This is a genomic window from Streptomyces sp. NPDC048337 (genome assembly GCF_043201175.1).
GTDB lineage: Bacteria > Actinomycetota > Actinomycetes > Streptomycetales > Streptomycetaceae > Streptomyces.
In genome coordinates, this window is sequence record NZ_JBICYR010000007.1 from 337851 (window position 1) to 358197 (window position 20347).

The window sequence follows — 20347 nt, forward strand, 5'->3', positions numbered from 1 at the left end:
CCGAGGGGCGTTGGTCGGCGGGGGGCGCGCGGGGGGGGGGGGCCGGGGGCGGGGGGGGGGTGTCGTCCGGGACGGGCTTCGATGTTCGGCGCCTGTTCCGGGTCGGCTCTGTTGGGGCTGCCCTGCGCCGAATTCATCTCGTTTTGGTCCCGGACGACACCACACCCCGCCCCCGACCCCTCGCGGGCCCCGAGCCGGGGGTCCGCTCAGGTCGAGCCGAGGGTTCGGAGGGCTCGGGTGGCAATTTCGCGGCCGATCGGGAGGGAGGCGGTCGCGGCGGGGGAGGGGGCGTTCAGGACGTGGATCGTGCGCGGGGCCTCGCGGATCAGGAAGTCGTCCACCAGGGTGCCGTCCCGGAGGACGGCCTGGGCGCGGACCCCGGCATCGGCGGGTGCCAGGTCCGCCGGGGTGACGGCCGGCAGGAGGCGGCGGACCGCCTCGGTGAAGGCCCGCTTGGAGAGTGAGCGGTGGATCTCGCCGGCTCCGTAGCGCCAGTGCCGTGCGGCCATCCGCCAGGAGCCGGGCCAGGCCAGTTCGGTGGCCACGTCACGGGGGCGGATCACCGACCAGGCGTATCCCTCGCGCGCCAGTGCCGGTACCGCGTTGGGGCCGACATGGACGCCGCCGCCGATGCCCCGGGTGAGGTGGACGCCTAGGAAGGGGAACGCCGGGTCCGGGACCGGGTAGACCAGGCCCCGGACCAGGTCCGGGCGGGTCAGGTCGTAGTACTCCCCGCGGAAGGGGATGATCCGCATGCCCGGGTCGTCCCCGGCCAGGCGGGCGATCCGGTCGCAGTGCAGGCCCGCGCAATTCACCAGCATCCGGGACCGGAACACCAGGCCGGAGGTGGTGCGCACCGCGACGGCGGAGGGGCGGCGGGAGATCAGGTCCACCGCACCGCCGTAGACGATCTCCGCGCCCGAGGACTCCGCCAGCTGCGCGGTGACCCGGCCGTAGTCCGCGATCCCGGTGCTGCCGACGTGGATCGCGGCCAGGCCGCGCACCTCCGGCTCGTACTCGGCGATCTGCGCCGGGCCCAGCTCGCGCACCGGGATGCCGTTCTCCCGGCCCCGCTGGACCAGGGCGTGCAGCCGCGGCAGCTCCTCCCGCTCGGTGGCGACGATCAGCTTGCCCGTCACCTCGTGCGGGATCCCGTGCTCCGCGCAGAACTTGACCATCTCGGCGGCCCCGCTCACCGCGAAGCGCGCCTTCAGCGAGCCGGGGCGGTAGTAGATACCGCTGTGGATCACGCCGCTGTTGCGGCCCGTCTGGTGGCGGGCCGGACCGGCCTCCTTCTCCAGGACCACCACCCGCGTGCCCGGCGCCAGGCGCGACAGGGCATACGCCGTCGACAGGCCGACGATCCCGCCGCCGATCACCAGCACATCGCAGTCCACGTCAACAACACCTTCCACCCCTGCATACTGCACCCCGCCACCGACAACGCGGCCACGCGGCCCCCGGAAGACGGCCCTCAGGCCTGTGCCACCAGCAGCGGCCGGGCCCGCTCGCGCAGCTCCGCGACGCGCGGCTCGTCCCCGTACGGTTCCAGGCGGTGCAGCAGGTCCCGTACGTATTCGGTCGTCCGCGCCGAGGAGATCCGGCCCGCCACCTCCACCGCCCGGGTGCCCGCCGCGCAGGCCGCGTCGAGGTTGCCCGACTCCAGCTCGGCGACCGCGCTCACCACCAGGCGGAGGCCGTGCGAGCGCACGTACTCCTCCGTGGGGCGCGAGAGGGCCTGCTCGGTGAAGCGGCGGACCTGCCGGGGGAGTTTGAGGTCCCGGTAGCATTCCGCCGCATCCGCCGCGAAGCGGTCGTACGAGTAGAAGCCGAGCCAGGTCGGATCCGGATCGCCCGCGCGCGCCCGCTCCAGCCAGCCCTCCGCCGCCCGCAGCGCCGCACCGGCGGCCGCGGAGTCGCCGGCCTTCGCGTGGGCCCGCGCCTCGACCAGCCGGAAGAAGCTCATCGTGCGGGCGGTGGCCAGGCCGCGGTTGCGCTCGACGGCCGCCTGCGCGAGGTCCACGCCCTCGTCCGGGAAGTCGCGGTAGGTCGCCTGGAGGGACATCGACGCCAGGACGTAGCCGCCCAGCGGCACGTCCGCCGCCGCGCGGGCGAGCCGCAGCGCCTGGATGTAGTAGCGCTGGGCTGCCTCCTGCTGGCCGGTGTCGAAGGCCATCCACCCGGCGAGCCGGGTCAGTTCGGCCGTCGCGCCGAACAGCGCGCGGCCCACTTCGTCGGTGTACGAGCCGAGCAGCAGCGGGGCCGCGTCCACCCGCAGGCATTCGGGCACCATCGACGAACGCCAGTCCCCGCCCCCGTACTTGGAGTCCCAGCGGCGGGCGTCCTCGGCGGCCTCGCGCAGCTTCGCCACATCGCTGTGGCCCACCCGCTGCCCGTGGTCGCGCGGCGTTTCGGCTGCGGGCTGGGCGGGCACAACGGTGGACGGCGGAGCCGTACGGGCTCCGGCCCGGGCCGCTGCCGGTACTGCCACCGGTGTGCAGGGTTCCGGGGCGGGCGCGTCGTGCGGCGGGACCTCGTGAGCCGAGGGGGTCTGAACGAGGATGCCGTGCGCCGGGACGTCATGGCCCGAGGCCGAATCGGCCGGTACAGCGATGCCCGGTGCGCCTCTGCCCGGCTCGCGCGCCACCGATCCGTCGGCGGGAGATATCAGCCAGCGCGAGGCGGGCGTCGCGTACGCCGCCACCGAGAACGAGCCGGAGAGGGACTGCCAGATCCCGCCACCCCCGCGCCGGCCGACGAGGTCGAGCCGGTACAGGTCCGTGGCCGAACGGACGGCCGCGCCGACGTCGCGCGGGAAGGCCAGACCGACCTCGGGCGCGGGGTCCGCGTCCGCGAGACCGATCTCGTGCAGGGGCACGGGGCGACCCAGTTTCGCGCCGATGGCGGCCGCGATCAGGTGTGGGGCGGCGCCCTGGGGCACCATCCCCTTCGACACCCACCGGGCCACCGACGTCTTGTCGTACCGAAGCGTCAGACCGCGCTGCGCGCCGAGGTCGTTGACCCGCCGGGCCAGCCCCGCGTTGCTGATGCCCGCGAGGGCGAGGACGGCGCCGAGCTTCTCATTGGGCTCGCGGAGCTCCCTGGACATGCGCCACCCCTCGTCACACGCGGAACGCAGACGCCGCCGGGGCATAGGCGCCCGGCATTTCGTAAACCCAGCGTAGTTCCCCGCCTCCCAAGCGTTAAGGCCTCGACTTCCGTATGGCGGGATTGTTGTCCGTTTGCACAGTCCCGCATGGGCCCGCACCCGGGGCGCACGCGGGATCGCGTGCTCCGTGCGTGGTGCCGTGCGCCCGCCCGTGCGCTCTGGCCGGCCGGGGGGCCCGGCGATTCGATGTGCGGTGCGTGGGTCGGCCCGCTGCGCGGATCGGCGGGTCGGGGGATGCCGCTGCCTCAATCCCCGCGGGTGGCGGAACGGTCCGGGGGGTGGATTCCGCCTCCCGGACCGCGCCCGCGCACCGCGAGCCGGCCCCGCGTGACGGCTCTCAGGGCGGCCGAAGAATGGCCGAAACCGACCTATGGGGCGGGGGGAACGGAACGCCAAATACCGCGTGGCGGGGGCGTGTTCGTTCGCATGTGCGCCCCCTTTAACCACTCTCGCACGCCTGTCCCGTGGCAGCATGGTCCCGAGCCATCCGGGGTCCCGCCGACCGCGCCCTCAGCGCCGTCCGTGCTGCCCGTGCCCCGGTCATGTGCCCACAGGCTGGGGAGGCGGCGGTGCGCTGGTTGGTGGGTTGGAGCAGTATCGCCGCGAGCTTCGGCACGGCCGGCCGCGTCTCGGGACACCGGAACGGCCAAGGCCCAGGCCAGGGCTCGGGTCGAGGCTCCGGGCACGGCTCCGGGCACGGCTCCGGCCAGGGCTCCGGCCAGGGCGGCGGTTACGGCCAGGGCTCCGGACCGGGCGGCGGTTACGGCCAGGGCGGATACGGCGACAGCGGCCACGGCGGCGCCCCGCTGCACGGCGGCATCGCGGACGCCACCCACCCCGACGACCCCGGCGCGGACGCCGAGCGCACCGTGCATCCCGTGGGTGCCCAGCTGCTCTGGGGAGACCCCGACCCCCTGTGGGCCGTCGGCGACTGGCGCCCCGACGAGATCCGGACCCTCACCGCCGACCCCGCGGACCCCTTCACCCGGCTCGCCGTCCTCGGCTGTTGCGGCGCTACCGACGCCGAGTTGAGGAGGGCCCTGTACGCCGCCCGCGGCGGGGCGCTGCGCCACCTCACCCAGTGGTCCGGCAGCTACACCGCCGTCGTCCAGGCCGGCCGCCGCATCACCGTCGTCGGCGACCTCGCGGGCGCGCGCCCCGTCTTCTACACGCCCTGGGCCAGCGGCACGGCCTACGCCACCGCCGCCCTCCCGCTCGCCGACCTCATCGAGGCGCAGCTCGACATCGGCCATCTCGCGGCCCTGCTGGCCTGCCCCGACAGCCCGGAGGCACTGGGCGACGGCACACCGTACGCCGGTGTCCGCCGCATCCCGCCCGGCCACGCGCTCATCCTGCGCGAGGGCTCCCGGGAGATCACCGGCTACGAGCCGGTCGCCTCCCTCGCGGTGGCCGCGCCGGAGTCCGATCCCGCCCGCGCGGTGGAGGGCGTACGGGAAGCGTTGGTGGATGCCGTGCGCGCCCGGCTCACGGCGCCGCGGCATGCCCCCGACGTGTTGCCGCCGTACGATCCCGGCCCCGTGCCCGGCATGGGCCCCGCCGACCGGCGCGCGGCCCGCGGCGCCCCGGCCCCCGGGGTGGGCGCCGACCTCTCCGGCGGCAGCGCCTCCGCGACCCTCGCCCTGCTGGCGGCCGGCCTGCCGGGTGCCCCGGGCACCCTGCTGAGCCCGGCGGGGGCGCGCCTGCTGGCGGTGACCTTCAACGACCTGGCCACCCCGCAGGGCCGCGAGGCCGAACTGGAGCGGGCCCGGGCCATCGCGGCCGACCCGCGCCTGCACCACGTCGTGGTCGCCGCCGCCGAGGAGGCCCTCCCGTACGCCGACCTCGACGGCCCGCTCACCGACGAACCGGGGCCCTCGCTGGTCTCCGCCGCCCGCGAGCGCCGCAGGCTGGCCGCCGGGTCCGCCGACCACTTCACCGGCCACGGCGCCCGCCAGGTCCTGGACGCGCACCCGGCCCGCATGGCCGACCTCCTGATGGACCGCCGGCGGCGCCACCTGCTGCGCCCGGTGGCGGCCCTGGCCCGTTCGGCCTCCGCCTCCGGGGCGTCCGGGGAGTCCCTGCTGGTGCCGCTGACCGTGTACTCCGCGGCCCGCAGACTTTCCCGTACGACATACCGCGCGGGCATGGAAGCCGCCGCGGCCCGGCTTCGCGAGGGCGGGGTCAGCGTGCGCGCTTCCGGTCCGGTGGACGCTTCCCTCGCCGCCCTGACCTGGTCCCGGCCGGGACCGGCGGCGGGCTGGCTCACGGGCGAGGCCCTGGCGGAAGTATCGATCCGCCTCTCGGCGGCGGCCGGCCGCCCTCCGCTGTCGCTGCGGCCCGGGGAGGCCCGCGCCGGATCGGTGCTCGCCCGGCACGCCGCCGACCACCGGGTCTTCGAACAGGCCGTGGAGGTCCGCAGCCAGCGCCTGCACGCGCCCTTCCTCGACAACCAGGTCGTGCGGGCCGCCCGCGCCCTGCCCGAATCCCTGCGCGTCCAGCCCGGGGCCCGGGCCGCGATCCTGCGCAGCGTCCTGAACTCGGCCGGAGTGCGTGAACTCCCGCCCGGCTGGGGCGCCCCGGCCCACACCCCGAACGAGACGGCGACCCGGCTGGGGCTGCGCGGCGCCCTGACCGAGCTGCTGGACCTCTTCTCCTCGCCGCTGCTCGCGGACGCCGGGCTGATCGAGGCCCGGGTGGTGCGCCAGGCCCTGCTCGACGCGGCGGAGGGCCGCCCGGTCCCGCTGGACGGACTGGCGGAGCTCGTCTCGATGGAGCTGTGGCTGCGCCGCCTGCTGGCCCGCCGCGGCACCTGCTGGACCGGCACCTCCGCCGCGCGCCGCCGGGCGGTGCCCGAGGGGGTCCCCGTACACCGCCCGGCCCTGTCGTGACTCAGGCGAGCACCAGGGCGGTCGCGACGGCCGGGCCGAAGGCGCCGCCGAGCTGGTAGCAGAGGGTGAACAGGCCGATGGCCGTGGGGCGCTGGGCCTCGGGTGCGGCCGAGGCGGCGTGCATCGACAGGACGGCGTTGGCCCCGGTGGCGGCGAAGACGGCGCCGAGGGTGGCGGTCAGCAGCAGCGGGCCCCAGCCGGCGAACGCCGCGGTCACCGCGGCCAGCGCGCCGATGCCGAGCAGCACCGTGCGTACGGCCGTCCGCCCCATCCGCGCCGAGGCCGCGGCCAGCAGCCACGACAGGGCCGACCCGGTGAGCAGGGCCACGAGCTGCCCGGCCCCGGCCGCGCCGCCGCCCCAGCCCGCCCGGTCGGTGAGCAGCCGCGGCACCGCGAAGAGCAGGGTGAAGTACGAGCCGGACAGCACCAGCGCCAGCAGCGCCGAGCCGAGGAAAACCGGCGTGCGGAGCAGGGCCAGCGGCACGAATCCGTCGGGGCGCCGGCGTACGTGCAGGGCGAGGGCGACCGCGGCGACGGCCGCGCAGCCCAGCGCGGCGGCGGGGGACTGCGGCAGCAGGACCAGGGCCGTGGCCAGCACGGTCAGCAGCGCGGCGCCGCGGGCGTCGAACCGGCCCTGCGCGGGCGCCGGAGCGATCGCGTACCGGCTCACCGCCGGGAGGGCCAGGAGCGAGACCACCGACACCGAGAGCGAGAGCCGCCACGACACGCCCTGCGCGAGCTGGGCGCCGAGCAGCGGGCCGGCCGCGCCGAGCATGCCGAAGCCGGCGCTGATGACGCCCATGCGGCGGGCCGAACCGGCCAGGCTCATCGCGGCCGTGACCAGCCCGGCCCCGCCCGCCGCCTGCCCGGCCCGCCCGAGGAGGGTCAGCGGCAGCCAGGGGGAGGCCGCGACGAGGAGGGTGCCGAGCAGCAGGAGGGCGCCGCTCAGCCGGAGGGTCGGGCGCAGCCCGCGGCGGCGGAGCAGCCCGGCCAGCAGGGGGATGCCGACGGCCATGGCCCCGGCGAAGGAGGTGACGAGCCAGGCGGCGGTGGAGGTGGCCACGCCGAGGGAGCGGGCCATGTCGGGAAGGATCAGGACGGGGGCGTTGGCGGCGGCGGCCACGGGGGTGGCGAGCAGGGCCAGCCAGAACACGGGGACGGAGGGCTGGCCGGCCGTGGCCGTGGCCGTGGCCTTCGTGGTGGCCGTCGTCGCGTTGGTGCTCGTGTTCACGCCCGTGCGCGTGGTCGTGCTCATGGTCGTGCTCATGGTGTCCCCGCCCCGATCCATCTCAAGCTTCATAATCTCAACGTTGAGATAAAAACATTCACTCCTCTCAACGTCAAGTGTCTCAACGTTGAGATATCCTGGGTGGCGGCGAGCGGCGCGACGGGTACGGAACGGAAGCGAAAGAGGAAACGGGATGAGCGACGCAGTGGACGCGATCGTCGACCAGTGGCAGGTCGAGCGCCCCGACCTGGCGGAAGGCATGTGGGCCGTCGAGGTCCTGGCCCGCATCCAGCGCATGAACCGGATCATCGAGAAGCAGCTCAAGGCCTTCGCGGCCGAACGCGACCTGGAGGTGGGCGAGGTCGACATCCTCTTCACCCTCCGCCGCTCCGGCCCCCCGTACGCGCTGACCGCCGGCGCCCTCATCCCCGCCGCCATGGTGACCTCGGGCGCGATCACCAACCGCATCGACCGCATGGAGGCCAAGGGCCTGGTCGAGCGGATCCGCGACGGCCAGGACCGCCGCTCGGTCCGGATCCGGCTGACCGAGCACAGCCTGGGGCTCACCGAGGCCCTGATGGCCGACCACCTGCGCCATTACGCGGAACTCCTCGCCCCGCTGGACCCCGCCACCTGCACCGCCGTCGCGGGCGCCCTGCGCACCCTCCTCGAAGCGAACGGCGACACCTCGATCACCTGAGCCGGGCGCGGGCGCCCCCGGAAATCCCCTGCCGCCCCCGGGCGGACCAGGCAGAATCGGCAGGTGCGGTATCTGATCCTCGGCGTCACCGAGGCACGCGACGAGACCGGCGCCCCCCTCCCGATAGGCGGCGCCCGCCTGCGCGCACTCCTCGCGGCCCTGGCCCTGCGCGCCGGCGGGCCGGCCTCCGTCGCCGTCCTCGTCGTCGACGTCTGGGGCGACGAACCGCCCCTCGACGCCCCCGCCGCCCTCCAGGCCCTGGTCGCCCGGCTCCGCCGCGCCCTCGGCGGCCGCGACACCGTCCGCGCCGACCCCGCCGGCGGCTACCGCCTAGCGGCCGAGCGCGACGACATCGACCTGCACCGCTTCACCCGGCTGGCCGCCCGCGGCGCCCAGGAGCTGGCCGCCGATCCCGCGGCCGCCGCCCGCACCCTGCGCACCGCGCTCGCCCTGTGGCGCGGACCGGCCCTCGCCGACCTGCCCGAGCCCGGCCGCGGCGCCCACGCCGCCGGCCCCGAGGCCCGACGCGGCACCGCCCTCCGCGACCGCATCGAGGCCGACCTGCGCAGCGGTGCCTCCGCACCGGCGGCACTCCTGCCCGAGCTCGAAGCGCTGATCCACGAGAACCCGTACGACGAACCACTGCGCGCGCAACACCTCCGAGCCCTGCGCGCCGCGGGCCGCACCGCCGACGCCCTCGCCGCCTACGAGCGCGCCCGCCGCACCCTCGCCGACGCCCTGGGCACCGACCCGGGCCCGGAACTGCGCACCCTCCACGCGGAACTCCTCAACCCGCCCCGGGACCCCCACCCCGACCGTCAACCCCCGCCGGAGGCACGCGGCAATCTGCGGCCCCGCCTCACCTCCTTCGTCGGCCGCGAGCCCGAACTGGCCGCCCTCCACGCCGACCTGGCCCGCCTGCGCCTCATCACCCTCACCGGCCCCGGCGGTTCCGGTAAGACCCGCCTCGCCGAGCACGCGGCCGCCGACCACCCCGAAGCCGGCTGGATCGTCGAACTCGCCCGCCTCGACCACCCCGCCGCCGTCCCCGGGGCGGTCCTCAGCGCCCTCGGCCTGCGCGAGAACTCCCTGGTCGCCCGCGACAACACCGCCACCGCCGACCCCGCCACCCGGCTCGTCGAACACTGCGCGCACCGCCGCCTGCTCCTCGTCCTCGACAACTGCGAACACGTCATCGGCGCCGCCGCCGAGCTCGCCGAGCTGCTCCTCACCCGCTGCCCCGGCGTGCGGATCCTGGCCACCAGCCGCGAACCCCTCGGCGTCCCCGGCGAGAGCGTCCGCCCCGTCGAGCCCCTGCCTCCCGACCCCGCCCACCGCCTCTTCGCCGACCGAGGCGCCTCCGCCCGCCCCGGCTTCAGCCCCGACGAGGACCCGGCCGCCATCGCCGAGATCTGCGCCCGCCTCGACGGCCTGCCCCTCGCGATCGAGCTGGCCGCAGCCCGCCTGCGCCTGCTCACCCCGCGCCAGATCGCCGACCGGCTCGACGACCGCTTCCGGCTCCTGACCAGCGGCTCCCGGACCGTCCTGCCCCGCCAGCAGACCCTGCGCGCCGTCGTCGACTGGTCCTGGGAGTTGCTGGACGAGCCCGAGCGCGCGGTACTGCGGCGACTGTCCGTCTTCGCCGGCGGCTGGGACCTCGCCGCGGCCGAAGCCGTCTGCGCGGACCTCCCGTACGAGGGCGCGGACGTACTCGGCTCCCTCGTGGACAAGTCCCTCGTCCTGGCGGAACCGGACGACGCCGACCACCCGGAGGGCCACGGCATGCGCTACCGCATGCTCGAAACCATCCACGAGTACGCCACCGAGCGCGCCGCCGCCCACCCCGCCGACGCCCGGACCGCCGCCCGTCGCCACGCCGCCCACTACCTCGCCTTCGCCGAGGAAGCCGAACCCCTGATCCGCTCCGCTGCCCAGCTTCCCTGGATCCGGCGCGTCGAGACCGAGCTCGACAACCTCCGCGCCGCCCTCCACACCACCACGACCGCCGAGGACCCCGCACCCGCCCCCGGCGCCCACCCGCACGCCGCCCAGCGCCTCGTTCTCGCCCTCGGCTGGTTCTGGTGGCTGCGCAACTACCGCACCGAGGGCGCCGAGTGGACCACCCGGGCCCTCGCCCTCACCCCCGCGGACCCGCCCGAGGGCTCACCCGCGTACTTGTGCTCCATGCGCCTCCAGGTCCTCCGCATGTTCCTGCTCGCCGAGAGCGACGGCGCCGAGAAGTTCCGCACCCCCGAGTACCAGGCCCTCGCCGAGCGCATCAAGCGGGCCTTCCGGCACGGCGACTCCCCCGAGGCCGTCACCTTCCCCGGCATGCTCTGGCCGGCGACCGCCTTCCTCACCGGAGACGCCCTGGAGTTCCACGCCAACCTCGACGAGTCGGTCGCCAACTGCCGTCGCCACGGGGGCGACTGGGAACTCGGCATCACCCTCATGCTCCGCACGCACGTCGCCATCGACGTCACCGGCGGCCTGCCCACCGTCGACGCCGACCTCGCCGAACTGCACGAGATCGCCCAACGCGTCGGTGACCGCTGGGCCCGCGCCCAGGTGGCCAGCGCCGCGGGAGAGGTCGCCATCTCGCGCGGCCGGTACGACGTCGCGCGCGCCGAATACGAGGAGTGCCTGCGCCTCGCCCGCGAGGTCGGAGCCTACGTCGAGGCGCCCTTCGCCATCGCGCGGATCGCCGAGACCGACTTCTGCGCCGGGGACTTCGACGGCGCCGAGCGGCTCCTCGCGGAAGCCGACGCCGAGGCCGACCGCTTCGGCGGGGTGTACGACGTCAGCAGTTTCGCCCGGCTCCTCTCGGCGCTGCTCGCCCTCCAGCGCGGCGACACCGCCCGCGCGTGGGACGAGTGCGGGCGGGCCCGCGCCGAGGCCGCGCGGATCGCCGTGCCCGCACAGCTCAACGCCGGGCTGGCCACCATCGAAGCCGTCCTCACCGCCCGTGAGCAGGGCCCGGAAGCCGGTTTGGCGGCGATCACTCCCGCCTTCGCGGAAGCCGTCGCCGCACAGTGCGCAGAGCGCTTCCTGGCCGGCATGGCGGAAGCGGCGGCCGTGATGCTCGCCGACGCCGACCGTCCGGCAGAGGCCGTACGGGCCCTCGCGGCGGCCACCGCCTGGCGCGCGGGAAATCCGCGCTCGGTGCCCGAGGAGGCCGCTGTGGCCGGGCTCCCGGCCCGCACCCGCGCCCTGCTCGGCCCGGCCCGCCACAGCCGGGAGGAGGCCGCGGGCACCGAGCTCGACCCGGCCGCCCTCGCGACGGCACTCACGGCCGGCTGATCAGCTCCGGATCGTCACCGGCAGCTGATCACCGAGTCGGCCCAGCTCGCGAGCGTGGGCAGCCGGCCGGCCCCGGCCCGCTCCACCACCAGCCGCAGCGTCTTGCGCCCCGAGAGGGGGATGTCCACGGACGCGGGCGCATCCCCGTACCCGAGGGCGGCGGACTGCCACAGCCGCTGCCCGTCGGCGTACACGGAGAACCGCACCGCGCCGTCGGTCCACAGGGACAGCCCGTCGACCCCGGCCTTCGCCGAGAAGGCGGTGCACTGCCGGTTCAGGGTGATCTCCACGGAAGAACGGGAGTTCACCGTGATCCCGTTCCCGAACCGCCGGTCGCCCACCTCCAGCCCCCAGCGCTGCCACACCCAGCTGCTGCGCCAGGTCTGGAGCTCCGGCTCGCTGTGGTCCCCGTACGCCGAGTGGTCGAGCCGGGCCAACTGGTACCCCTGCGGCGGTTTGGGCGGCGGCGTCGGCTTCGGCGAGGGCTTGACCGGGGACGGACTGGGCGACGGCGAGGGCCCCTCGCGACTCGGCGAAGGAGAGGGGGACGCGGACGGCGCGTGCGTGGGCGCCGGGGGAGCGGCGGAGGCCGGCGCCGACGGGGTCCCGGTCGGCCGCGGCGCTACGGATCCCTGCGCGGGCGGCGGTTCCTCCCAGGGCGGGCTCGGCTCCGGCGTCGGCGAGGCGGGAGCATCGGGCACCACCGGCGCCACCGCACGGGGGGTGGGCTTCGCCTGGACCTGCGGCTCGGTGTCGTCCCCGGCGAGCGCGAACACCACCCCGGCGGCCGCGGCGACCGCCAACCCGGCGGCGATGGCCGCCTTGGCGGGCAGCCCGAGCCCCTCGGACACCAGGGCACCCCCGGCCCCGGCCCCCGACCCGGCCCCACCGGCAGCCCCGGCCCCGGCAGCACCACCAGCCGCACCACCGGCGGCACCCGCAGCGCCACCCGCGGCACCGGCCCCCGCGGTCGACCCGCCGGCGGCAGCCGCCGCGGCCCCGGCCCCACCCGCGGCGACGGCCCCGCCGGCCACCACCCCGGCCGCCTTGGCCGCGTACCCGGCGGCGAACCACCCGATGACCGCGACCGGAAGCAGCGCGGGAATGCCCGCGTTGACGTCCTTGAGCTCCCCGGCGGCCAGCCGGCACTTCGCGCACTCCTCCAGGTGCTTGCGCAGCCCCCGCTCCGCCCGCATCCGCAGCCCGCCGCGCGCATAGGCGCCCAACCGGTCCGCGTACCGCGCGCAGTCGCCGCCCTCACTCAGCGCCGAACTCACATGGGCCTGCAGATACGCCTGCTTGAGCCCCTCGCGGGCACGACTGGCCAGCACCGCCGTCGCGTTGGCACTCAGCCCGAACAGCGGCGCGATCGCACTCGGCGAGGCCTCCTCGACGGTGGTGTGCCACAGCACGGCCTGCCACCGCTCGGGCAGACTCCGGAAGGCCTGCATGGCGAGGGACTGCTCCGCCTCGTGCATCGCCCGGACATCCGCGCCCAGTTCGAGCGTGTCGTCCCCGGACAGGCCGGACAGCCCGCCGCCACCCTCCGTACCCGTGGCCGCCTGCTCCGCGAACACGGCGAAGTCCTCGACGAGATGTTCCCGCCGGGCGGTCTTCGCCCAGGCCGCGGCGACCCTGCGCACGGTGGTGAGCAGATAGGCCCGCACAGACTGGTCCGGCCCGGCCCCGCCCCGTACCGCCTGAAGCGTCCGCGCGAACACCTCGGCGGTCAGGTCGTCGGCGGTGTGCCCGTCCCGGCAGCAGGTCCGCGCGTAGCGCCGTACGGCATCGGCGTGACGGCGGAACAGCTCCTCGTACGCACCGTCGTCACCGGCCCGCATCCGGGCGACCAAGTCACCGTCGGACGGCGGCAGATCGCCCCCGGCGCCCGAGCCCAGGGCATGGCGCCCGCCGGGCTCGCGCTGGGCCGGCACCTGACGGGCGGGCAGGCTGCCCGCCTCGACCTCGCCGGCACCTCCGAGTGACTCTTCCCGCCCGTCAACGCCCATCGCGGCAGCCCCCGCACGACACACTCAACCGGTCCACCGATCAAGCGTGTCACACGGAGGGCGCGCGCCGGAGCCGTCTGCTCACCTTCCACTCATCCGGGCACAATTCGACGGATCGCCGTACTGACGAACCCGCCGCACGCGCCGTGCGATCACGCCGTCCGGGAGCGCAGCCCTTCGAGCAGGATGTCCAGCAGCCGCGTCGAAGCCGCCGCCTGCTGCGCCGGGTCGGGCAGCGCGGGCGCCGCCGTCGCTATCACGAGCAGCACATCGGCCACCGTGACGTCCGCACGCAGCTCACCGGCCTCCCGGGCGCGGTCCACCAGCCGTCCGACGACCTCCAGCAGCGCACCCGCGCCGGCGTCGTCCGAGGGCTCGTCCTCGATCGGCGCCCGCGCGCCCACGACCCGCAGCTCGGGAGCCGCGCCCGCCGCGACGGCCTGGCGCTGGTGCGGAACCCGCGCGGCCTCCGCCTCCTCGACGCCGTCCTCGCTCGCCGAACCGACCCGGAGGACCTGCGGCGGCAGCAGCCGCCCGGCACCCGAGGCCACGGAGGTGCGCAGGAAGCGCGACAGCGCCTGCCACGGCTCCTCCTCCTGGCCCAGCGCGGTCCTGGCCTGCTCGGTCAGCCGGGCGGTCTCCTCCTCGGCTATCCGTCGGACCAGCACGTCCTTGCTCGGGAACCGCCGGTACACCGTCCCGACACCGACCCGCGCACGCCGCGCGACGTCCTCCATCGGAGCCCCGTAGCCCAGCTCGCCGAAGACCTCGCGGGCCGCTCGCAGGACGTGCTCCAGATTGCGCTGGGCATCGACGCGCAGCGGCGTGGACCGGCCCACGCCGTGCGTGGTGCCGCCCGCGATACCGCGCCCGTTGTTCTCGACCGAGAGTGCGGTCGCAGAACCATGGAAATCGGAAATGTTCATATGTTTCCCCCGGTAATCATTTGTCTCCCCCCGGAGACACTCCCCGCCTTCACGTCGAGGGGGCCACGGTCATCTGGGCCCGGTTCTACTCCTCGACGAGATACGAACATAGTTGAGCCAGAGTCAATTCAGAAGAGGCAGCCCCGGACGGAGCACCGCCCGATCGGAGCATTCGCCCCCACTTTTCCGTTCCGCCTCCTCGGAATCACTCATTCCGCACCCTCTGACCTGCAGTTTTCTGCTTCCGCCCAAGGTCCGCTTCCACCCCGCCCCACCCCCACCACCGGTCACACAATTTGTCGGGCCTGTGGACAAACTCCCGGCCACGTTGCGTCATGGGGTGGTGAAGGCTGCTAACTCCCGGGGCGCGGCCCCCGGTACCCCGCCCCGCACGCGCATCCTGGTCGTCGGCGGCGGCTACGTCGGCATGTACACGGCACTCCGGCTCCAGCGAAAGCTGAGATCCGGCGAAGCCGAGGTCACGGTGGTCACCCCCGAGCCGTACATGACGTACCAGCCCTTCCTCCCCGAAGCAGCCGCGGGCTCGATCTCCCCCCGCCACGTCGTCGTCCCGCTGCGCCGCGTCCTCGGCACATGCCGCATCGTCATCGGCGAGGCCCAGCGCATCGACCACGCCAAACGCACCGCGACCGTCTCCACCCTCGCCACCGCCGAGGAGGGCACCGGTCCGCAGGAGATCGAGTACGACGAACTCGTCCTCGCCCCAGGGTCCGTCTCCCGCACCCTCCCCATCCCGGGACTCGCCGACTACGGCATCGGGTTCAAGACGGTCGAAGAAGCCATCGGCCTGCGCAACCACGTCATCGAACAGATGGACATCGCCTCCTCCACCCGCGACCCCGCCCTCCGCGACGCCGCCCTCACCTTCGTCTTCGTCGGCGGCGGATACGCGGGCGTCGAAGCCCTCGGCGAGCTCGAGGACATGGCCCGCTACGCCGCGCGGTACTACCACAACATCAAGCCAGAGGACATGAAGTGGGTCCTGGTCGAGGCCAGCGACCGGATCCTCCCCGAGGTCGGCCCCGAGATGGGCGTCTACACCATCCGGGAACTGCGCCGCCGCAACATCGACCTCCGCCTCGAAACCCGGCTCGAATCCTGCGAGGACCGCGTCGCCGTCCTCAGCGACGGCGCCCGCTTCCCCACCCGCACCGTCGTCTGGACCGCCGGCGTCAAACCGCACCCGATCCTGGCCGCCACCGACCTGCCCAAGAACGAACGCGGCCGCCTCGCCTGCACCTCCTTCCTCACCATCGAGGGAGTCGAGCACGCCTGGGCCGCCGGCGACGCCGCCGCCGTACCCGACATCACGGCCCCCGAGCCGGGCCGCGAATGCGCCCCCAACGCCCAGCACGCCCTGCGCCAGGCCAAGGCCCTCGCCGACAACCTCGTCCACGCCCTGCGCGACGAGGTCCTCACCGAGTACGCCCACAAGTACGCGGGCTCCGTCGCCTCCCTCGGCCTCCACAAGGGCGTCGCGCACGTCTACGGCCGCAAGCTCAAGGGCTACCCCGCCTGGCTCATGCACCGCGCCTACCACCTCAGCCGCGTCCCCACCTTCAACCGCAAGATGCGGGTCCTCGCAGAATGGACCCTCTCGGGCCTCTTCAAACGCGAGATCGTCTCCCTGGGATCCCTCGAACACCCCAGGGCAGAATTCGAACTGGCCGCAGGTGGCGGCCACAAGGCCCCTCCCCCGAACCCCACCTCCAACCCCCCGCAGGACAGCCAGGGCTGACGCTGTCAGTGCGGTCGGCCACACTGGACGTGTGACCATAGGTGTGCTCACACCTGCACAGAGTCACATCGTCCCGTCAGCGACCGCTACTGGGGGCACCTCCCGGCGGCAGCCGGGGGGATACAGCGACCACTTGCGACACCACGAGGCTTGAACGCAGTGAACTTCACGCGCTGGAGCGCCCGGTTTCCCGGAACGCAGCGCCGCGCCGCCGCCCGGACCGAACACGCCGCCGCCCAGGCCAAGCGGGGCGAAGGCTCCGTCCCGGCAGCCCGCGGCGGCCGCGCCGACCCCGGAACCGAGCGGTCCACGCCCCCCGCGGACGGCAGCCCGGCCGACCCCACGGTCTCCGGCACCGGCACCACCCAGGCCGCCGCGACCGCCACGGGCGCCGACACCGCCACCGCTCCCCGTACGGGCGTCCTCGCCGCGGTGCCCTCCCTCGACGAGCTCTCCGTACGCGAGGTCCTCGGCCGGCTCCCGGCCCTGGTCGCCCTCGTCCACGGCCCCGAGCACCGCGTCGCCTACGTCAACGACGCCTACACCGCCGGCTTCGGCGCCCGCACCCCCGGCGCACCCGCCCACGAGGCCCTCCCCGAGCTCGGCGACCTCGGCCTGCTCCCGCTCCTCGACCAGGTCCAGCGCAGCGGCAGGCCCCGTACCGCCAAGAACCGCACCGCACCGGGCGGCACCAGCTCGTACACGGTCACCTGCACCCCCGTCGAATTCCCCAAGACCGACAGCGAGAGCGACCCGGACCCCCACCACACCGGGATCCTGATCCACCTCGCCGACGTCACCGACCACGCCGAAGCCGTCGACCGGCTCCGCGCCAGCGAACGCCGCCAGCGCGAGGCCGCCGTCACCCTCCAGCGCTCCCTCCTCCCCCAGGAACTCGAACAGCCCGACGACCTGCGCGTCGCCGCCACCTACCAGCCCGGCGGCACCGAAGCGGCCGTCGGCGGCGACTGGTACGACGTCATCACCCTCGGCGCCGGCCGCACCGCCCTCGTCATCGGCGACGTCATGGGCCGCGGGGTCCGCGCCGCCGCCGTCATGGGCCAGCTCCGCACCGCCGTCCGCGCGTACGCCCGCCTCGACCTCCCACCCCACGAGGTCCTGCAACTCCTCGACGGCCTCGCCGCCGAAATCGACGCCAGCCAGATCGCCACCTGCGTCTACGCCGTCCACGACCCCAACGAGGGCCTGCTCGCCTACGCCTCCGCCGGCCACCTCCCGATCCTCGTCCGCGACGAGGACGGCACCGTACGCAGAGCCGCCGACCCCACCGGCCCGCCGCTCGGCACCGGCGGCTGGCTCCACACCTCGGGCACCATCGCCCTCGGCCCCGGCTCCACCGCCGTCCTCTACACCGACGGCCTGGTCGAACGCCGCGGCGAGGACATCGACGAGGGCGTCGCCGCCCTGGAACGCGCCCTCTCCGGCGCCCAGGGCACCCCGGCCGTCATCTGCGACCGCCTCATGCGCGCCCTCGGCGTGGACGCCGACCACGACGACGACGTCGCCGTGATGGTCCTCCAGCAGCCCGCCCGCACCGGCGCGGACGCCGAGCTCTTCCACAACGCCGCCCTGGAACTCCTCGGCGGCATCGAGGCGGCCCCGCGCGCCCGCGCCTTCGCCCAGGGCGTCCTCGCCTCCTGGCGCTTCCCGGTCGAGCTCTGCGACCTCGGCGTCCTGGCCGCCAGCGAGCTCGTCGCGAACTCCCTCCAGCACGGCACCCCGCCCATGCGCCTGCGCCTGCGCCGCACCGACCGCCGCCTGATCATCGAGGTCACCGACGGCGACGACCACCTGCCGCGCCGACGCCGCGCCGAACCGGCCGACGAGACGGGCCGCGGCATCTCGATCGTCGCCACCATCGCCTCGTCCTGGGGCTCCCGCCGCACCCCGGGCGGTGGCAAGGCCGTCTGGTGCGAGTTCGCCCTGCCGGACAAGTAACCGCACACGCCGAAGGCCCCGGTCCAGGTGGACCGGGGCCTTCCGCATGCGACCGCCTCCGTACTACGCGGCCACGGACTCGGAGACCTTGGCCCCGTTCGCCCGCCCCTGCGCCACGACCCTGCTGCTCACCAGCGACGGGTTGTCCTGCACCGGGCTCAGCTGCCCACCGAGCCGCAGCGCCAGCCAGGCGATCCCTAGCGAGACGAGCACGAACACCCCGATGTAGAGCATCGGAATCCCCGCGCCCAGCGGCACACCGAGCGGCCCGAGTGCCAGCGCCATCTGCTTGACCAGCGCGAAGGCCGAGTTGTACTGGCCCACGGAACCCTCCGGAGCCAGGTCGGCCACCAGCGGGGCCAGGGTCGGCGACAGCATGGCCTCGCCGATGCCGAAGAGCGCGTACGTGGTGATGAACGCGGCGGCGGCCATCATCGCGCTGCCGTGCCCCAGCCCCGAGAACCCGGCGATGACCCACGCCACGGTCCAGATCAGTCCGACCAGCGCGATGACCCGCGACCGGCGCCGCTTCTCGACGAGCCGCAGCACCACGAACTGGGCGACGACGATCGCACCGGTGTTGGCGGCCAGCGCGAACCCGAGCGTGGAGGGCGAGATCCGGGCGGCCTCGGTACCGAAGGCGGCCAGACCCGACTCGAACTGTCCGTAGCAGGCGAAGAAGAGCACGAAGCCCAGGACGCACAGCTGCACCATGGCCTTGTGCCGGAGCAGCCCCTTCCAGCCGCTGCCACCCGCCCGGGACGGGTCCTTCGGCATCGCGCCCTTGATGCTGGGCACGTGCGGCATCCGCACGGTGGCGATGATCCCCGCCAGCACCAGGAACATCACGGCCTCGATGCCGAACAGCAGGACGAAGCTGCCGGGCCGGCTCTCGTCGACGATCTGGCCGCCGATGAGACCGCCGATGCCCAGACCCAGGTTCTGCATGAAGAACTGCATGGCGAAGGACCGGGTCCGGGTCGCCGGCGTGGAGCACCACACGATCATCGTGGCCAGGGCCGGCTGCATCACGGCCTGCCCGGCGCCCAGCGCCAGGGAGGACAGCAGGATGGGCACGACGCCGGTGGACAGCCCGAGCGAGAGCGCCCCGGCCGAAGCCGCCACAGCGGCCCCCATCACCACGGGCACGGGACCGCGGCGGTCGATGACCCGACCGGTGAAGGGCAGCGCGATGAGAGCACCCAGGGCGAACGCCACGAACGCACTCGTGGCGGCCATGGAGCCCAGACCTCGCACCTGCGCCACGTAGATGTAGAGGAACGGAACCGTGAAACCGATGCCGAACGCGGTCAGCGCGTTGCCGGCCTGGATCCGCCGCATCGCAGCGCCCATCACCTTGGTCACTTCTCACCTGCCTTTGAGACCGAAGACTGAAGACTTCAGAACTTCACACCTAAACTTCGATCCTTAACTCTACACACCGAAGGAGTTAGACGCCAACGGTCTCGTGCCATACTTCGAACCATGGGTGACACCCCCGACGGCACCACGCCCGTCCACGAGCCGAGCCTCGATGAGCAGATCGCCGTCTACCAGCGCGAGTTCCAGGACCTCGACCCCCAGGTCGAGAAGGTGGTCTCGGCTCTCAGCCGCCTGAACCGCCGCATGAACGTCGCGTACGGACGCCAGACGGCGGCCCTGGGCATCAGCAACGCCGAGTGGGAGGTCCTCAAGGCCCTCGTCATCGCGGGCGCCCCGTACCGGATGGGCCCGAGCGAACTCGCGAAGCAGCTGGGCCTCACGCCGGCCGCGATGACCCACCGGATCGACCGCATGACGGCGGAAGGACTGGTCACCCGTGAGCGGGACGAGACCAACCGGGTCCGCGTGATCGTGGAGCTCACCGACGAGGGCCGCAGCAAGTGGCTGGACGCGATGCGCGCGGCCACGGTCTTCGAGGAGGACCTCCTCCAGGACCTCTCCACCGCGGAACGCGGGGTGCTGGGCGACATGCTGACCCGCCTGCTGGACCGCGTGGAGGACCTCCAGTCCCCCCACTGACCCGTCGTGACCAGTGGGGTTGACACACCCTCCACGGATCCGTAAGGTTCTTCGAGTTGTCCCAGAGCCGGTTGGTTTCGGCGACAACAAATCCCGCCGCCTCGTTGCGGCACCCAACTCAGCACGATCTCCCATCGGGAGCGAATTCGGCATGCTCGAATTCATTTCCGAAGACGCGATTATGAATCGCCGGGGAAATCCACTAGAGTTCAGGAGTCGGAAGGGCCCAACAGCCCGGAAGACAAACCCCGCTGACTGGGGGTCAGGCCCGCAAGAGTCTGATAGAGTCGGGAACGCAAGAACACAGAACGAAAGCCCGGAGGAAAGCCCGCGAGGGTGAGTACGAAGGAAGCGTCCGTTCCTTGAGAACTCAACAGCGTGCCAAAA

General features: G+C 74.2%; 12 protein-coding genes. 6 read left to right on the forward strand and 6 right to left on the reverse strand.

Annotated elements, in window-relative coordinates; all coding sequences use genetic code 11:
- Positions 1 to 206 precede the first annotated feature (206 nt).
- Positions 207 to 1430, reverse strand: coding sequence for an L-2-hydroxyglutarate oxidase (gene lhgO / locus ACGFYU_RS15395; protein ID WP_393827756.1), 1224 nt, complete (start codon positions 1428 to 1430; stop codon positions 207 to 209).
- Positions 1431 to 1474: 44 nt separating this feature from the next.
- The gene (locus ACGFYU_RS15400; protein ID WP_393827757.1) at positions 1475 to 3109 is read right to left on the reverse strand and encodes a sporulation protein; all 1635 of its coding nucleotides are present in this window, start codon (positions 3107 to 3109) and stop codon (positions 1475 to 1477) included.
- A 602-nt stretch (positions 3110 to 3711) separates the two neighbouring features.
- Between ACGFYU_RS15400 and ACGFYU_RS15405 the strand changes: the two genes are divergently transcribed.
- Positions 3712 to 6057 (forward strand): asparagine synthase-related protein, encoded by a 2346-nt coding sequence (locus tag ACGFYU_RS15405; RefSeq protein ID WP_393827782.1) that lies wholly within the window; start codon positions 3712 to 3714, stop codon positions 6055 to 6057.
- A 1-nt stretch (position 6058) separates the two neighbouring features.
- Here the strand turns inward: ACGFYU_RS15405 and ACGFYU_RS15410 are convergent, their stop codons facing one another.
- A complete protein-coding gene (locus ACGFYU_RS15410; protein WP_393827758.1) occupies positions 6059 to 7312 on the reverse strand; it encodes an MFS transporter in 1254 nt (417 codons plus the stop codon).
- Between the two features lie 166 nt (positions 7313 to 7478).
- On the opposite strand from ACGFYU_RS15410, the gene ACGFYU_RS15415 reads away from it, so the two are divergent.
- Both ACGFYU_RS15415 and ACGFYU_RS15420 read left to right on the forward strand, forming a co-directional pair.
- A complete protein-coding gene (locus ACGFYU_RS15415; protein ID WP_393827759.1) occupies positions 7479 to 7985 on the forward strand; it encodes a MarR family winged helix-turn-helix transcriptional regulator in 507 nt (168 codons plus the stop codon).
- Positions 7986 to 8048: 63 nt separating this feature from the next.
- Complete coding sequence (locus ACGFYU_RS15420) at positions 8049 to 11285, forward strand: ATP-binding protein (RefSeq protein WP_393827760.1); 3237 nt, start codon at positions 8049 to 8051, stop codon at positions 11283 to 11285.
- A 14-nt stretch (positions 11286 to 11299) separates the two neighbouring features.
- Here ACGFYU_RS15420 and ACGFYU_RS15425 read toward each other — a convergent pair whose 3' ends face one another.
- Both ACGFYU_RS15425 and ACGFYU_RS15430 read right to left on the reverse strand, forming a co-directional pair.
- Complete coding sequence (locus ACGFYU_RS15425) at positions 11300 to 13294, reverse strand: sigma-70 family RNA polymerase sigma factor (RefSeq protein ID WP_393827761.1); 1995 nt, start codon at positions 13292 to 13294, stop codon at positions 11300 to 11302.
- Positions 13295 to 13446: 152 nt separating this feature from the next.
- On the reverse strand, positions 13447 to 14220 hold the full coding sequence (locus ACGFYU_RS15430; RefSeq protein ID WP_393827762.1) for a TetR/AcrR family transcriptional regulator: 774 nt from the start codon (positions 14218 to 14220) through the stop codon (positions 13447 to 13449).
- Positions 14221 to 14560: 340 nt separating this feature from the next.
- Between ACGFYU_RS15430 and ACGFYU_RS15435 the strand changes: the two genes are divergently transcribed.
- Both ACGFYU_RS15435 and ACGFYU_RS15440 read left to right on the forward strand, forming a co-directional pair.
- Complete coding sequence (locus ACGFYU_RS15435) at positions 14561 to 15979, forward strand: NAD(P)/FAD-dependent oxidoreductase (protein ID WP_393827763.1); 1419 nt, start codon at positions 14561 to 14563, stop codon at positions 15977 to 15979.
- Positions 15980 to 16138: 159 nt separating this feature from the next.
- Positions 16139 to 17938, forward strand: a complete 1800-nt coding sequence (locus ACGFYU_RS15440; RefSeq protein ID WP_393827783.1) for a SpoIIE family protein phosphatase — start codon at positions 16139 to 16141, stop codon at positions 17936 to 17938.
- Positions 17939 to 18001: 63 nt separating this feature from the next.
- Here ACGFYU_RS15440 and ACGFYU_RS15445 read toward each other — a convergent pair whose 3' ends face one another.
- The gene (locus ACGFYU_RS15445; protein ID WP_393827764.1) at positions 18002 to 19303 is read right to left on the reverse strand and encodes an MFS transporter; all 1302 of its coding nucleotides are present in this window, start codon (positions 19301 to 19303) and stop codon (positions 18002 to 18004) included.
- A 120-nt stretch (positions 19304 to 19423) separates the two neighbouring features.
- Here ACGFYU_RS15445 and ACGFYU_RS15450 point away from each other — a divergent pair, with 120 nt between their 5' ends.
- Positions 19424 to 19960 carry a MarR family winged helix-turn-helix transcriptional regulator gene (locus tag ACGFYU_RS15450; protein ID WP_393827765.1) on the forward strand — a complete coding sequence of 179 codons (537 nt, stop codon included), beginning with the start codon at positions 19424 to 19426 and terminating at the stop codon, positions 19958 to 19960.
- The last annotated feature ends 387 nt before the right edge of the window (positions 19961 to 20347 follow it).